Source organism: Citrobacter sp. R4, assembly GCF_026719175.1.
Classification (GTDB): domain Bacteria; phylum Pseudomonadota; class Gammaproteobacteria; order Enterobacterales; family Enterobacteriaceae; genus Citrobacter_A; species Citrobacter_A sedlakii.
This window is the reverse complement of the sequence record NZ_JAPPSU010000001.1, coordinates 806,751-821,218: the sequence shown is the minus strand read 5'-3', so window position 1 is coordinate 821,218 and position 14,468 is coordinate 806,751. Positions and strand designations below refer to the sequence as shown.

Here is a 14,468-nt window from a genome sequence, read left to right as displayed (position 1 = left end):
CGCGAAGATTATTCATTAAAATAAGAGAACAACTATGCAAACAGCGATGCAACCTGGAAAAGGGTTTTTAGTCTGGCTGGCGGGACTGAGCGTACTGGGCTTTCTGGCCACCGACATGTATCTCCCCGCTTTCGCCGCCATTCAATCCGACCTGCAAACGCCCGCGTCGGCGGTCAGCGCCAGCCTCAGCCTGTTTTTAGCAGGTTTTGCCGTTGCGCAACTGCTGTGGGGACCGCTTTCAGACCGCTATGGACGCAAACCGATCCTGCTGTCAGGTTTAGCCATTTTTGCCCTCGGCAGCCTGGGGATGCTGTGGGTAGAAAGCGCCGCCGCACTGCTGGTTTTACGCTTTGTGCAGGCGGTAGGCGTCTGCGCCGCAACGGTGATCTGGCAGGCGCTGGTAACGGACTATTATCCTTCGCAGAAAATTAACCGCATTTTTGCGACCATAATGCCGTTAGTGGGCCTTTCCCCTGCGCTGGCGCCCTTGCTAGGTAGTTGGATCCTGACCCATTTTTCCTGGCAGGCGATTTTCGCCACCCTGTTCGCGATTACCCTGGTGTTGATGCTGCCCGCTCTGCGTCTGAAACCGACTCAAAACGCCCGTAAGGATGGCCAGGATAAGCTGACGTTCGCGACGCTGCTGCGTACCCGGGCTTATCGTGGCAATGTGCTGATCTACGCGGCCTGCTCTGCCAGCTTCTTTGCCTGGCTCACCGGTTCGCCGTTTATCCTGAGCGAAATGGGCTATAGTCCGGCGGTCATTGGCCTGAGCTATGTGCCGCAGACCATCGCCTTTCTGGTTGGCGGTTATGGGTGTCGCGCAGCGCTGCAAAAATGGCAGGGGCAGCAGCTTCTTCCCTGGCTGCTGGTCCTCTACGCGCTAAGCGTTGTCGCCACCTGGGGCGTGGGTTTTCTGAATCACGTCTCGCTGACGGAAGTGCTGATCCCCTTCTGCGTCATGGCGATTGCGAACGGCGCGATCTACCCGATAGTCGTGGCCCAGGCGTTACGTCCGTTTCCCCAGGCGACGGGGCGCGCTGCGGCATTGCAGAATACGCTTCAGTTGGGATTATGCTTCCTGGCAAGTCTGGTGGTTTCGTGGTTAATCAGCACCCCACTTCTCACCACCACCAGCGTTATGCTGGCCACCGTTGTGCTGGCGGCATTGGGTTACAAAATGCAGGCGCAGGCGAGTATTGTGGAACGTCAGCAGGACAATCCGGAGATGGCCCACGGCGAATCCCATTGATAACGCTAATATATTTTATTCGTTAGGAAGCTAACAATTTTTGGTTGTATCATCGGTTTTTGAGGCCTATACTAAATTTCGGTTGTTAAAAATACGATAATAATTATGTGTTAACGGGAACCGGAGCGTTCCCGCTTCACCATGGATGGCCTTTTCGGCAAGGGTTTCTCCCTTCCTCTGTTCTACGTCGGATTATAGACTCGCGGAATATTTCCGTGAGATTTCTCACAAAGCCAAAAAGCGTCTACGCTGTTTTAAGGTTCTGATCACCGACCAGTGATGGAGAAGCTATGAGTTCATCGTGTATAGAAGAAGTTAACGTACCGGATGACGACTGGTACCGTATCACCAACGAATTATTAAGCCGCGCAGGCATAGCCATCAACGGTCCAGCCCCCGCTGATATCCGCGTCAATAACCCCCGTTTTTTTAAACGCGTATTACAGCAGGGCTCGCTCGGTTTGGGCGAAAGCTATATGGATGGCTGGTGGGAATGCGATCGTCTGGACATGTTTTTTAGCAAAGTCCTTCGCGCCGGACTGGAAAATCAACTCCCCCATCATTTCAAAGATACTCTCCGCATCGCTGGCGCTCGCCTGTTTAATTTACAAAGCAAAAAACGCGCCTGGATTGTCGGCAAAGAGCACTACGATCTGGGTAATGATCTGTTTAGTCGAATGCTCGATCCGTATATGCAATATTCCTGCGGATACTGGAAAGAAGCCGGAACGCTTGAGGCGGCGCAACAAGCCAAACTCCAACTGATTTGTGAAAAGCTGCAATTACGCCCCGGCATGCGCGTGCTGGATATCGGCTGCGGTTGGGGCGGTCTGGCGCAATATATGGCGACCCACTTCGGCGTCAGCGTGGTCGGCGTGACGATTTCCGCTGAGCAGCAAAAAATGGCGCAGGCGCGCTGTACCGGACTCGATGTCACCATCCTGCTTGAGGACTATCGTGATTTACGCGATCAGTTTGACCGCATTGTCTCGGTTGGGATGTTTGAACACGTCGGCCCGAAAAATTACAACACCTATTTCGAGGTGGTGGATCGGAATTTAAAACCGGACGGCATTTTTCTGCTGCATACCATCGGTTCGAAAAAAACCGACAATAACGTCGACCCGTGGATCAATAAGTATATTTTCCCGAACGGTTGTCTACCTTCGGTTCGCCAGATCGCGAACGCCAGTGAGTCGCGCTTTGTGATGGAAGACTGGCATAACTTTGGCGCGGACTATGACACAACCCTCATGGCATGGTATGAGCGATTCCTCGCGGCATGGCCTGATATTGCCGATAACTACAGCGAGCGCTTCAAACGGATGTTCAGCTATTATCTGAATGCCTGTGCGGGCGCGTTCCGCGCGCGGGATATTCAGCTGTGGCAGGTCGTGTTCTCACGCGGCGTAGAAAACGGTTTGCGGGTGGCCCGTTAAGTACCAAGCCCCTGTTCTGCTACAGGGGCTTTACGGGTTACGCTTCGCTTGTCGACCGGACTGTCGCCGCTTCCCGCGCCGCCAGTACCCGTTCTACCGTATCAACCACCGCCTGGGTTTGCGGGTCAATTTCGATATTCACCCGCGCGCCCAGCTTTTTCTTGCCAAGCGTTGTGCGCTCAATCGTTTCCGGAATCAGGTGAACGCAAAAGCGCGTCGCGGTCACTTCGCCTACCGTCAGACTGATCCCGTCAATGCCAATAAATCCTTTGTAGAGGATATATTTCATTAAGGTCGGATCCTGAACTTTAAACCAAATCTGGCGATTATTTTCTGAGGTCAAAATCTTAGAAACCTCTGCCGTGGTCATGATATGACCCGACATCAAATGACCGCCAATTTCATCGCTGAATTTCGCCGCACGTTCAACGTTTACCCGATCCCCCGCTTTCAGCTCGCCAAGATTGGTAATACGCAGCGTCTCTTTCATCAGATCAAAACTGATGTGGCTGCCGTTAATGTCGGTCACGGTCAGACAACAGCCGTTATGCGCGACCGACGCGCCCGTCTCCAGCCCGTCCAGCATGTATTCAGGTAATTCCACGACATGGGTGCGAAAGTTTGGTTTTTCATCAACAGACACCACTCTGGCGGTGCCCTGCACAATACCCGTAAACATAACTGCAACTCCCAAATTCAGTTCAACCATTTCTGCCTGCCACAATAGCAGTTGGAAAATCAGGTTGCCAGCGAAGCGCCCCCCGCGCCTGTTTTTTCACTGGAGAAATATCCATTCCTCGCTACAATAGACTGAAATTTCCCCGCATCTTCTTCTTGCTGCCCTTGCTGGCGGCTTTTTTAGTCTCTCTTATAACAACAAAATATAGGTGTTCACGTGCAGAAGTATATTAGCGAAGCGCGTCAGTTATTGGCTCTGGCAATACCGGTGATTCTTGCGCAAATCGCCCAAACCGCAATGGGTTTTGTGGATACCGTCATGGCGGGAGGCTACAGCGCTACCGACATGGCGGCAGTGGCGATTGGTACCTCCATCTGGTTGCCGGCCATTTTATTTGGACATGGACTGCTGCTGGCGTTAACGCCGGTTATCGCGCAGCTTAACGGCTCAGGCCGACGCGAGCGCATCGCCCATCAGGTCCGTCAGGGTTTCTGGCTGGCAGGCTTTGTCTCGGTTGCCATTATGATTGTGCTGTGGAACGCCGGATACATTATCCGCGCCATGCATAACATCGATCCTGCGCTGGCGGATAAAGCCGTCGGCTATCTCCGCGCGCTGCTGTGGGGCGCACCGGGGTATCTGTTCTTTCAGGTGGCGCGTAACCAGTGCGAAGGTCTGGCAAAAACCAAACCGGGGATGGTGATGGGATTTATCGGCCTGTTGGTCAACATTCCGGTGAACTATGTGTTTATTTATGGCCATTTCGGGATGCCCGAACTGGGCGGCGTCGGTTGTGGCGTGGCGACGGCGGCCGTTTATTGGGTGATGTTTGTCGCCATGATTTCGTGGGTTAAACACGCTCGCTCCATGCGTGACATTCGGAACGCCGAACGCTTCAGTAAACCCGATGGCGTAGTGATGAAACGCCTGGTACAACTGGGATTGCCCATCGCGTTGGCCTTATTTTTCGAAGTGACGTTGTTTGCGGTCGTGGCGCTGCTGGTGTCCCCCCTGGGCATTGTCGACGTGGCAGGCCATCAGATTGCGCTCAACTTCAGTTCGCTGATGTTCGTGCTACCGATGTCGCTTGCGGCAGCGGTTACCATTCGAGTGGGCTATCGTCTGGGGCAAGGTTCGACACTGGATGCGCAAACCGCAGCGCGTACCGGGATCGGTGTGGGCGTTTGCATGGCCTGCATCACCGCCATTTTCACCGTATCGCTGCGTGAGCAGATCACCCTGCTGTATAACGATAATCCTGAGGTGGTGACACTGGCTGCCCAACTGATGCTGCTGGCGGCAATCTACCAGATTTCTGACTCTATTCAGGTGATCGGCAGCGGCATTCTGCGTGGTTACAAAGACACGCGTTCGATTTTCTATATTACGTTTGTCGCTTACTGGGTTCTGGGTCTACCCAGCGGTTACATCCTTGCGCTAACCGATCTGGTGGTGAACCGTATGGGTCCTGCAGGATTCTGGATGGGCTTTATTATCGGTCTGACGTCAGCCGCCATTATGATGATGTTGCGTATGCGCTTCCTGCAGCGTCAGCCCTCGACGGTAATTCTTCAGCGCGCTGCGCGTTAAATCTGCAATAGCCGCCTTCTGGCGGCTATTCTCTCGTCACTTTGCGCACTTCCTCCGCAATCGAGCGAAAACCGAAAGAAAATAACCCTTTCCCTCTTGCCTCATTCCATCTCTGCCGCTAATATTCGTCCCCGTTGTCACCTACAACGTTGCGTTCATAGCTCAGTTGGTTAGAGCACCACCTTGACATGGTGGGGGTCGTTGGTTCGAGTCCAATTGAACGCACCATCTTTCTGTACAGTGCGTCCGTAGCTCAGTTGGTTAGAGCACCACCTTGACATGGTGGGGGTCGGTGGTTCGAGTCCACTCGGACGCACCATTCAGCTATCTTTCTGTTATTCCCGTTACTTTCTCTCTTTTTCTTTCTTTACGCTCACTCTGTTTTTCTCCTCACGCTTCCGTGTCGCGTTAGCATCAGACCGCATTGATGAAAAACGCCCGACATGCGCCGGGCGTAAAACAACGTCAGTTAACGATTACGGCTTATGTTCAAGCACCGGGTTCGCGTTTATGGCAATACGCTGAGGTTTCTCCTCTTCCGGTATATCCTGTAGCAACGCGATTGTCAGCAAACCGTTTTCCAGCGACGCGCCGGTGACGTTGACATGCTCCGGCAGACTGTAGCTGGCGCGGAAGTCGCTGCGGCTGATCCCCCGGTGGATCCATCCCTCTTCGCCGTGTTCTGTTTTCTCCTCTTCACGTTTACCGCTGATATTCAGCTGACCGCCGACGGTTTCAATTTCCAGCTCGCTCTCTTTCCAGCCCGGCACGCTGAGGGTGAGCTCATAGCGGTTATCCTCCAGCCGCCGGATATTGTACGAAGGCGTGGAGGGCAACGGCGTGCTGCCGGTTAGTTGGCTGAAAAGGCGATCGATGCGGTTAAAGCGGTCCGCAAACAGAGAGTCGGAGAGATCGTGTAATACGGGAAACGTTCTGAGCGTCATCATGTACCTCCTGAACAGTAAAGAAAATATTCAAAAAGTTCATGTCTTACGGGCAGGTGTTGTTTACCCTCACCCATTTTTCATATATGTCCGTAGCGTTGATTTTCAATACGACAAAGCGGAATTTTGCGATCTCTAGCACGCTACCGGTTTCTTACTCGCCACTTCGCTGAAAAGCAGACTCTCCGTCGAATAAACCGTCAGATTTACTGGAATATCCGTTCTGACGGATCACGCAAGTAGCGGACGTGAGATCATCTCCAGCCCCAGCACTGTCAGAAACAGCAAGAAACATAGCCTGAACAGCCGCAGGCCGATCCGTGCCCGAATTTTTTGTCCCAGCCACATCCCAAGGAGAGCGGGGATAATCGCCATCCCCGACAGGGACAGTTGCCTGACATGAATAGCATCATGCAGATACAGACCTGCAGCTAGCGCAATCGTCGAGACGGTAAACGAGAGGCCCAACGCCTGAACCAACTCATCACGCCCGAAACGCAGCGACTGAAGCCATGGCACGGCGGGCATGACAAAGACACCGGTGGCACCGGTGACAAAGCCAGTGACCAGTCCCATGACAGGCGACAGCAGACGTTCTAACCGCGCTGAGACGTGCATTGCAGGACGGCATAGCGCATAGCTGGCGTAAATGATAAGCGCGACGCCCAGGCCAACGCCTGCCCACAGCGGCGGAATACTGACCAGCAGAAACGACCCCACAACCGTGCCGATGACGATAAACATCATCATCAGCCAGAGACGCCGCAATACCTCTTGTAAGATAGGCCCCGAAAACAATTGCCAGAGATTCGTCACCAGCGAAGGGATAACCAGAAGCGCCGCCGCTTCAGCCAGCGGCATAACCGTACCAAGCAGACCCATCGCCACCGTCGGCAACCCCATGCCAGTCACACCTTTGACCCAGCCTGCGGCAATAAATATCAGGAAACAATACAAATAAAGGGGTTCATTCATCTTGCTGGCCCACATTGTTGAACAGAGCGGCATTGGAACATCTGGCCGGAGCCGCCACAATGCGGTATTTTCCTCGGCAACTGCGGAAAAACCGAAGGCGGAAATAAATGCGTTTTGATCTGGCCGACCTGCAATTGTTTATCTGTATCGTGGATGCCGGCAGCATCACCGGCGGGGCCTCTGCAGCCAACCTGGCACTGGCGTCCGCCAGCGAACGACTCCGAAAAATGGAAGGAAACTCTGGAATACCCTTATTGCTGCGTCATCCGCGCGGGATCTCATTAACGACAGCAGGAGAGGCAGTGGAGCGCCATGCCCGCATCATCCTTGAGCAACATCGGCGGTTGCGCGAGGAAATGGTCGCCCTTGCCGCGGGTCATCAGGAGACGCTTCGCCTTTATGCTAACAGCTCAGCGCTGACCACATTTCTGCCGGGTAAACTCGCCGCCTGGCTGACCTCCCATCCGGGGATACATATCGAAACCGAAGAACGCGCCAGCACCGATATTGTCAGCAGCTTACTGTCAGGTGAGGCAGATGTCGGCATTGTTTCAGACGCCGTGGCCGCCGGCATGCTCAAACGGGAGCCCGTCGCGGAGGATCCGCTCGTGCTGATCGTCCCGCTAACGCATCCGCTTGCGGATAAGGAGGCGCTTTTTTTCGTGGATATTATTGCGGCGCCAATGGTGGCGCTTTATTCCACCCGTGCCCTGCAACGCCATATTGAACAAAACGCAACACATGCTGGCCTGGCGCTTAATATCCGCATTCGGTTGAATCACTATGAGGGATTATGCGAGATGGTGGCACACGGCACCGGCGTGGCGATTCTTCCCGCCGTCATCGCCGCGCGTTATCAGAGCCGCTATCCTTTTGCGATCGTTGCGCTACGTGATGGCTGGGCGTTGCGCAGGCTGTGTCTGTGCTACCGAAACGACGTCGCCTTTAGCCCCGCCATACGATCCTTATTCGACTGTCTGAGACAGCCCTAACGGCTGTTTCATAACAGCCGTCGCGTCCTGCTTCCCCCGCGGGCGATGTTCAGCAGGCTTACCGTCTTTCAGTAAATTCTGTTAACAGGCGAATTGCCCGGAGATCCGTGCCACCCGGTCTATGCTGTCTATACTTTACCGTTAACGTTTTGTTATGGGAGGTAAGATGGAGTATCTGGCACGGCTTAACGTCGTTACTGTACTAATGTCAGCGACATTCTGGATCAATCTTGGCATCGTTTTCGTTGTCACCTTAATCACCTACTGGCTCATCAACTGGCTGCTGAATTTCATTTACAGAACCATTGAGCGTCGCGATCACAAGGAGATTAAGCATCCTGGGTTACGGGTGATCGTGTTTGACATGTTAAAGCGAACCAGCAAATTGCTGATTTTCTTTGCCGCATTCCTGTTCAGTTTGCGCTTCGTCGCCCTCCCCGATCGGCTGTTTGCAAGCCTGAGCCACGCATGGTTTCTCGTGATCGCCATTCAAATCGCCATCTGGCTGGATCAGGGGGTACAGTCGTGGATGCGCCATCTGCTACACGCGCCCGGTACGCATAAAAATCCGGTCACCCTGGTTATTCTTGGGATGATTCTGCGCGTGGTTGTCTGGTCCATGATGCTGCTGTCGATTCTGGCAAACGCTGGGGTGGATATTACCGCGCTGGTAGCAAGTCTCGGGGTTGGCGGTATCGCCATCGCGCTGGCGGTGCAGACCGTTCTCAGCGACGTCTTCGCCTCGCTATCGATTGGTTTTGATAAGCCTTTCGAGATTGGCGACTTCGTGGTGTTCAATGACGTCGCAGGGACAATCGAGCATATTGGCCTGAAAACAACGCGTATCCGCAGCCTCAGCGGCGAGCAGATTGTTTGCGCCAACGCGCAGCTGCTGCAGCAAACCATTCACAACTACAAGCGCATGCAAACGCGCCGCATTGTTTTTACCTTTGGCGTCGCCACCTCCACGCCGCCTGAAAAGCTGCGCCTGATTGGCGATACGGTAAAAAAAATCATTGAAGATGTCGGCGAAACGAAATTCGACCGCGCGCATTTTCTCGCCTTTAATCAGGATCGCCTGACCTTTGAAGTCGTGCATATTGTAAACACAGCCGACTACAACAAATATATGGATATACAGCAGGAGATTAATATTCGTATTATTGAAGCGCTGAATGAGCTAGAGGTGGAGCTGGCGTTGCCAAGTCTGGTGGTACGATCGCCGGTACAGGTCGCAGGCTCGGACAATCCTCTTCACGTTGAGCATTTGCAGGCTGAGAAATAGCGTTATGATGGTCTTTTCAAAAGGAGAGTACGATGGCCAAATTATTACAGCTTCACTTTGCGTTTAACGGCCCGTTCGGGCAGAAAATGACGGAACAACTGCGCGGACTGGCCGAATCCATTAACCAGGAACCCGGCTTTATCTGGAAAGTATGGACTGAAAGTGAACAAAATAAAGAGGCTGGCGGCATCTACCTTTTTGAAAGCGAAGAGACCGCCCTCGCGTATCTGGAAAAGCATAGCGCGCGTTTAAAGAATCTTGGTGTCAATGAAGTCATCGCCAAAGTCTTTGATGTTAACGTGCCGCTAAGCCAGTTAAACCACAGCCACGTGGCGTAAATGACGCATCCAGAGGGGGCTATGCCCCCTTTCTTCTCTTTCCTGTGCATTTTCCTTTCCGTCCTTTAAACCTCGCATCAGATAGACAGACAGCCAACCAGGCACTACATGTTAAGTCATGTCTGTCGCCACTGGCGCGTTTTGCGGATGAGAGGTGTGTATGTCTGTTGTGGTTATTACCGGAGGTAGCGCCGGAGCAGGAAAAGCAATCTCTGTGCGTTTCGCACAGGCTGGATATGACGTTGCGGTGATAGCCAGAGATGACGAAGGTCTTCAGGAAACCTGTGAGGAGTGCGAAAAATATGGCGTGAAAACGCTGGGTATTAGCGTCGATGTCTCCAAAGCCAATGCCACTCACGACGCAGCGGAAATGATTGAAAGTCGGCTGGGCGCCATTGATGTGTGGGTTAACAGCGCCATGACAACGGTACTGTCACCGTTTCGGGAAATCACCCCCGCAGAGTTTCAGCGCGTCACCGAAGTGACCTATCTGGGCTTCGTTAATGGTACCCGCGCGGCGCTGGCGATGATGGCGCCGCGAGACAGAGGCATTATCATCCAGGTCGGTTCCGCGTTAGCCTACCGCTCGATTCCCCTTCAGTCTGCTTACTGTGGCGCCAAAGCGGCCATCCGCGGCTTTACTGACGCCGTACGCACCGAACTGATGCATGAGCACAGCAAGGTGCATATCACGATGGTACAAATGCCGGGAATGAATACCCCGCAGTTTGGCTGGTCGCGCAACAAAATGGACGCGGCGATGCAACCTGTGCCACCGGTGTACCAGCCCGAAGTCGCCGCAGAGGCGGTATTTAGCGTGGTGAAACGTCCGGTTCGCGAACTGTGGGTTGGGAAAAGTACCGTACAGTCAATCGTCGGCCAGTTTTTCTTTCCCCGCTGGCTCGACCGGCTGATGGTAAAGAAAGCCTGGGAAGGCCAGCTTACCGATGATCCCAGTCCCCATGACAGTGCGGACATTCTCTACACGCCCCGACGGGGTAATCATCCCACTCACGGTGAATTCAGCGAAGGCGCAAAAACACGCGCGTTCACCCTGTCATCTGACTTCCCCGGTAAGCTCGCCGCAGGCGCCGCGCTGACCACCCTTGCGCTGGTGATCGGCCTGATAGCGCGGCGTAAAAAACGCTAATCGCGCCGACGGGAAAACCAGCGGTAGCCGTAGCCGTTCAGGAGGAGCGGCACGGTCTTCCCGCCCCGAAGCGTATCGTCATACCCCTTGTCTGCCAGGCAGGCTTCCCAGTAGCCGTCCGCAATGTCTCTTAGCGCTGCCTTAACCGGCTTTTCGCTGAAATTGGCCAGCGCGAGAACATCACGCTGCTCGCCACGGTAAAGAATGGCGAACACGGCCTCCTGTTTGAGCGGAATAATCTTCCACGGCGCCTGACAAATTTCATGCAGTTCCGCCCGAATATTCACCATATGACGCACCCGGTGCAACAAAGAATGGCGGCTTAGCTGCGACCGCTCTACGTTGACTTTTTTATAGCGCCACGGGCCGGACGAAATCGGTTGTCTGAATAAGCGCGACGTATCCGCAGTGGAAAATCCGCCATTTTTATCTGCCGACCACTGCATCGGCGTTCTGACCGAATAGCGCTCTTTCAGGCTAAGATCGTCACCCATTCCAATTTCATCACCGTAGCGGATCACCGGTACACCAGGCAGCGACAACAGCACCGCGTGACAAAACGCCAGCCGTTCGATATTCCCTGACAGCATCGGCGCCAGCCGTCTGCGTAACCCTCGCTGGTAAACATACATATCCTCGTCAGGGGCAAACGCGTCCAGCACCTTTTGCTTATTTACCTCGCCGATCCCCTCGAGATCCAGCTCATCGTGATTTCGCAGCCAGTTTGCAAAGCAGCAGCCATCCGGCGGCACAATCATCTTACTGAGCGCCCCGGCAAGCGGCAGTGCTTTTTTCTCCGCCAGGCTGACATAAAAATATTTATTCACCCAAAAGTTCAGCGCAATATGCAGCCGATCGTTTTTGCCGAAGTAGTTGCGATACTCCTGCGGGGCAACATCAACTTCGCCCAGCAGGATCGCTTCCGGATTCACGCTTTCTATCAGCCCGCGCAACTGCTCAAGGATCCAGTACCCCTTTTTGTCGTTACCGCCTCCGGCCTGTTTGGTTAAGTGAGAGGCCGCGTCGAGGCGAAAACCTGACACGCCAATCTTCAGCCAGAAGCGCACGATATTTTCGATTTCGTGGATAACCGCCTTTGAGGTGAGATTGAGATCGGGCTCATGACGATAGAACATATGCCGGTAGAATTGTTGAGCCTGTTCATCCCAGCGCCAGACGGATTCCTCCACCCCTGGAAACATGGGCGGATCGTCTTTTTCCGGGGGGGTATCGGCCCACAAATAAAAGTCCCGATAGAACGAATCGGGACTGCGTCTGGCCTCCTGAAACCACATGTGTTCAGAAGAAGTATGCTGAATCACCAGTTCGATGATCACATGCAGGCCCAGCGCCCGGGCCTGTTCGATAAACTCAATCACATCAGCAATCACCCCAAAACGAGGATCCGGTTGCAGATGGTCTGCGATATCGTAGCCTTCATCGCGAAACGGCGTAAGGTAAAATGGCGTGATCCAGATGGCTGTCGCGCCAAGACTGCGGATGTAATGCAGCTTTTCAGCGATCCCGGCAATATCGCCGAAGCCATCGCCATTCGCATCATAAAAGAGTGAAGTATCGACTTGATAGATCACCGCCTGGCTGTACCACTTCTGTTTTTTCTTCATAAGCTCGCTCCCAACGCGTGCTGGCAATGTTGCAAAAACGTCTGGTGTTATTGCAGACAGGAGAGATATTTCTCTGCCGAGCGCAGCACAATCTCATGCGCATGAGCAGTAATGTCCTGACCTTCAAACGCGCCGTACAGCTGTTCAAATGAAACGTCTTGCAGTCGCCGGGCAATTGCCGCGACACAAGCTGCGGACAGCGGCAGCATGTTGGGGTAGCTCCACATAAAGGAGACGGCGTTCGCGCCGGGTGTGACCTGAAGAATATCGCCTGCAAGGATCGTTCCGGCGCCCTCCCGCCAGTGCAGGACGGTGCCGCCTGCAAAATGGCCGCCGAGCCGCAGCAGCGTCACGGACGGCAGCACGTCGAGAGTGTCGCCTTCCCATCGCTGTATAAACGGGCTGTCGCGCATGATCCAACGCCGATCGTCGGCATGAAGATAAACCGGGGCGTTAAACTCTGCCGCCCAGTCCTGCATGGTGGTGTAGTAATGCGGATGCGAAATGGCGATGGCGCGCAGACCGCCCAGGGCGGCAATCAACGTCCGGGTCGCCGGATCGAGATTGGCGATACAATCCCAAAGGATATTCCCCGCGGGCGTTCTGAGCAGAAACGCCCGCTGGTTTATCGCAAATGAGGGAACCGTTTTGAGGGTAAAAAGCGACGGTGTGACCTGACGCCATTTGTTGGCGTGGCTGGACACCAGCGCGTCAAAATCCGTCCACTCCTGCCCTGATACCGGCACATACTGCCGTTCATCATCACAAACAGGACAGCGCGCTACGTTACGCTGGCTGTCGTCATACGATGTGCCGCAGGCTTTACACAGTATAATCATCTTCACTCCCGTTCCGGTTTGAACAAAAGTAAGTATGGCAGAGGATGCGCGAAGGAATAACAATCGTCCGGTATCGTTACGTCCGCACTTTACACCGTGGCGGCATTACCGCTTACCCGGAAATCGGTGCGGCGATGGCGAAAACCGTCTCGTCCCCGGCAGGCCGCGTTTGCCGCCGTCTCTATTTCTTCGATCGTTAACATCGCAGATTTTGCACATGCAACCCCCGGCATTCTTGTCCTATACTGGTCGCATCTCAAAAATGAAATCATGCAGGTGAGTAATGGAAATTGATCTCGACAATCTGGTGTTTGACGGACTGGATGAAGCACAAACGCGCAACGCGGAACGTCTGGAAGATGCGGACAAAAAAGCAGAATCGGTGATCGCCGATGATGACTGCGGCGATGCGTGCAAAATCTGACATAAAAAGCGACGTAATATCAGGGTCGGAAAACGGCCGATAGTAACATGGTTGCGTCGGATAGCAGCGTAACGTGCTATCCGACCAACATCCTGCTGCATCAGCATATCTGTCAGGAGTGATTCAGCACTCGACAAACTGATGCGTATCGTCGAGACGGTATTTCACCCCTGCCCGAATTCCTTTTTCACCTTCCACGGCCACCGCAAAACGCATTCGCTCACCGTCATGATAAGCCAACGCCGCACACCCGCCTGGCCCAAGCACGATGGCGTCGACCATGCCTGTACTGGCTATCACGGCGTTGTCGCCGTTGCAGATAATGTGTACATTGTCGCCGCTGTTGGCAATTCTGGCGCTGGCGCCGAAGCTGACGATCTGCGTGAGATCGCCATTGCTGGCAATATGGCTTCTCTCTCCCACCGCGCTGACCCGAACGCGCATCCCGCTACTGGCGATACGCGTGCCGTTACCTGCGCTGCTAATTCGCGTGGAGTTTCCCGCGGCTGCGATTCTGGCGCGATCGCCCGAACTGCTGATATGACTGTTATAGCCCATGCTGCCAAGCCGCACACAGTCGCCCGCACTGGCGATCTGCGCCGCGTAACCCACACTGGCGATTTTCATGTTATCGTCCGCGCATCCCAGACGGGCGTTATCCGCGGCGTTGGCAATCTGCCGACCACTCGTTACGACGTCAGGCAGCATCGGTGAGGACATGGCGAAAATATCCTGCCGGACAAAGTTTTCTTCGTCTATCCAGCGTGACCAGGCGTACTCCACCAGGCTGTTTGCCCAGTCGATATACCCGTCACGGCTTAACGCACGATGTACGTCAGCATAACTGCCGCCTTCCGGAAAACGCCGCAGGAACCAGCGGTACATCACTTTTCCAACCCGCCAGTTGCGTAAATCCTCTCGCGTCACAATCATCGG

15 protein-coding genes and 2 tRNA genes are annotated in these 14,468 nt (G+C 54.1%); 11 read left to right on the top strand and 6 right to left on the bottom strand.

All coding sequences use genetic code 11. The features are described 5' to 3' along the window. Positions 1–46 precede the first annotated feature (46 nt). Positions 47–1,252: a purine nucleoside transporter PunC gene (gene punC / locus OOJ60_RS03885; protein ID WP_205612150.1), complete on the top strand. Its 1,206-nt coding sequence runs from the start codon at positions 47–49 to the stop codon at positions 1,250–1,252. A gap of 290 nt (positions 1,253–1,542) precedes the next feature. Continuing rightward, positions 1,543–2,691, top strand: coding sequence for a cyclopropane fatty acyl phospholipid synthase (cfa, locus tag OOJ60_RS03880; protein ID WP_060569696.1), 1,149 nt, complete (start codon positions 1,543–1,545; stop codon positions 2,689–2,691). 37 nt (positions 2,692–2,728) lie between these two features. Here cfa and OOJ60_RS03875 read toward each other — a convergent pair whose 3' ends face one another. Next, a complete protein-coding gene (locus OOJ60_RS03875) occupies positions 2,729–3,370 on the bottom strand; it encodes a riboflavin synthase (protein ID WP_042284678.1) in 642 nt (213 codons plus the stop codon). Positions 3,371–3,586: 216 nt separating this feature from the next. Here OOJ60_RS03875 and mdtK point away from each other — a divergent pair, with 216 nt between their 5' ends. The 3 genes from mdtK (at position 3,587) to OOJ60_RS03860 (ending at position 5,279) form a co-directional block, all read left to right on the top strand. Continuing rightward, a complete protein-coding gene (mdtK, locus tag OOJ60_RS03870) occupies positions 3,587–4,960 on the top strand; it encodes an MdtK family multidrug efflux MATE transporter (RefSeq protein WP_205611963.1) in 1,374 nt (457 codons plus the stop codon). Between the two features lie 151 nt (positions 4,961–5,111). Continuing rightward, positions 5,112–5,188 (top strand) — tRNA-Val (locus OOJ60_RS03865). Between the two features lie 14 nt (positions 5,189–5,202). Next, positions 5,203–5,279, top strand: a tRNA-Val gene (locus tag OOJ60_RS03860). A 157-nt stretch (positions 5,280–5,436) separates the two neighbouring features. On the opposite strand, the gene OOJ60_RS03855 is transcribed toward OOJ60_RS03860, so the two are convergent. Beyond that, complete coding sequence (locus OOJ60_RS03855; RefSeq protein WP_084588962.1) at positions 5,437–5,907, bottom strand: Hsp20 family protein; 471 nt, start codon at positions 5,905–5,907, stop codon at positions 5,437–5,439. A gap of 228 nt (positions 5,908–6,135) precedes the next feature. Beyond that, the gene (locus tag OOJ60_RS03850; protein WP_205611962.1) at positions 6,136–6,879 is read right to left on the bottom strand and encodes a sulfite exporter TauE/SafE family protein; all 744 of its coding nucleotides are present in this window, start codon (positions 6,877–6,879) and stop codon (positions 6,136–6,138) included. A gap of 107 nt (positions 6,880–6,986) precedes the next feature. On the opposite strand from OOJ60_RS03850, the gene OOJ60_RS03845 reads away from it, so the two are divergent. The 4 genes from OOJ60_RS03845 (at position 6,987) to OOJ60_RS03830 (ending at position 10,644) form a co-directional block, all read left to right on the top strand. Continuing rightward, the gene (locus OOJ60_RS03845) at positions 6,987–7,871 is read left to right on the top strand and encodes a LysR substrate-binding domain-containing protein (protein ID WP_205611961.1); all 885 of its coding nucleotides are present in this window, start codon (positions 6,987–6,989) and stop codon (positions 7,869–7,871) included. Positions 7,872–8,037: 166 nt separating this feature from the next. Further along, a complete protein-coding gene (locus OOJ60_RS03840) occupies positions 8,038–9,156 on the top strand; it encodes a mechanosensitive ion channel family protein (RefSeq protein ID WP_042282750.1) in 1,119 nt (372 codons plus the stop codon). Positions 9,157–9,188: 32 nt separating this feature from the next. Beyond that, positions 9,189–9,494, top strand: coding sequence for a monooxygenase (locus OOJ60_RS03835; RefSeq protein WP_205611960.1), 306 nt, complete (start codon positions 9,189–9,191; stop codon positions 9,492–9,494). Between the two features lie 160 nt (positions 9,495–9,654). Then, positions 9,655–10,644, top strand: a complete 990-nt coding sequence (locus tag OOJ60_RS03830) for an SDR family oxidoreductase (protein WP_042282747.1) — start codon at positions 9,655–9,657, stop codon at positions 10,642–10,644. Here the strand turns inward: OOJ60_RS03830 and OOJ60_RS03825 are convergent. Both OOJ60_RS03825 and OOJ60_RS03820 read right to left on the bottom strand, forming a co-directional pair. Next, the gene (locus tag OOJ60_RS03825; protein WP_205611959.1) at positions 10,641–12,269 is read right to left on the bottom strand and encodes an alpha-amylase family protein; all 1,629 of its coding nucleotides are present in this window, start codon (positions 12,267–12,269) and stop codon (positions 10,641–10,643) included. The genes OOJ60_RS03830 and OOJ60_RS03825 overlap by 4 nt on opposite strands. Positions 12,270–12,316: 47 nt before the next feature. After that, a complete protein-coding gene (locus tag OOJ60_RS03820) occupies positions 12,317–13,108 on the bottom strand; it encodes an MBL fold metallo-hydrolase (protein ID WP_042282742.1) in 792 nt (263 codons plus the stop codon). A 44-nt stretch (positions 13,109–13,152) separates the two neighbouring features. Here OOJ60_RS03820 and OOJ60_RS03815 point away from each other — a divergent pair, with 44 nt between their 5' ends. Further along, positions 13,153–13,308 (top strand): hypothetical protein, encoded by a 156-nt coding sequence (locus OOJ60_RS03815; RefSeq protein ID WP_205611958.1) that lies wholly within the window; start codon positions 13,153–13,155, stop codon positions 13,306–13,308. Between the two features lie 83 nt (positions 13,309–13,391). After that, on the top strand, positions 13,392–13,532 hold the full coding sequence (locus OOJ60_RS03810) for a hypothetical protein (protein ID WP_120714875.1): 141 nt from the start codon (positions 13,392–13,394) through the stop codon (positions 13,530–13,532). A 123-nt stretch (positions 13,533–13,655) separates the two neighbouring features. Here OOJ60_RS03810 and ydhT read toward each other — a convergent pair whose 3' ends face one another. Next, positions 13,656–14,465, bottom strand: a complete 810-nt coding sequence (gene ydhT, locus OOJ60_RS03805) for a protein YdhT (protein ID WP_205611957.1) — start codon at positions 14,463–14,465, stop codon at positions 13,656–13,658. Positions 14,466–14,468: the final 3 nt, after the last annotated feature.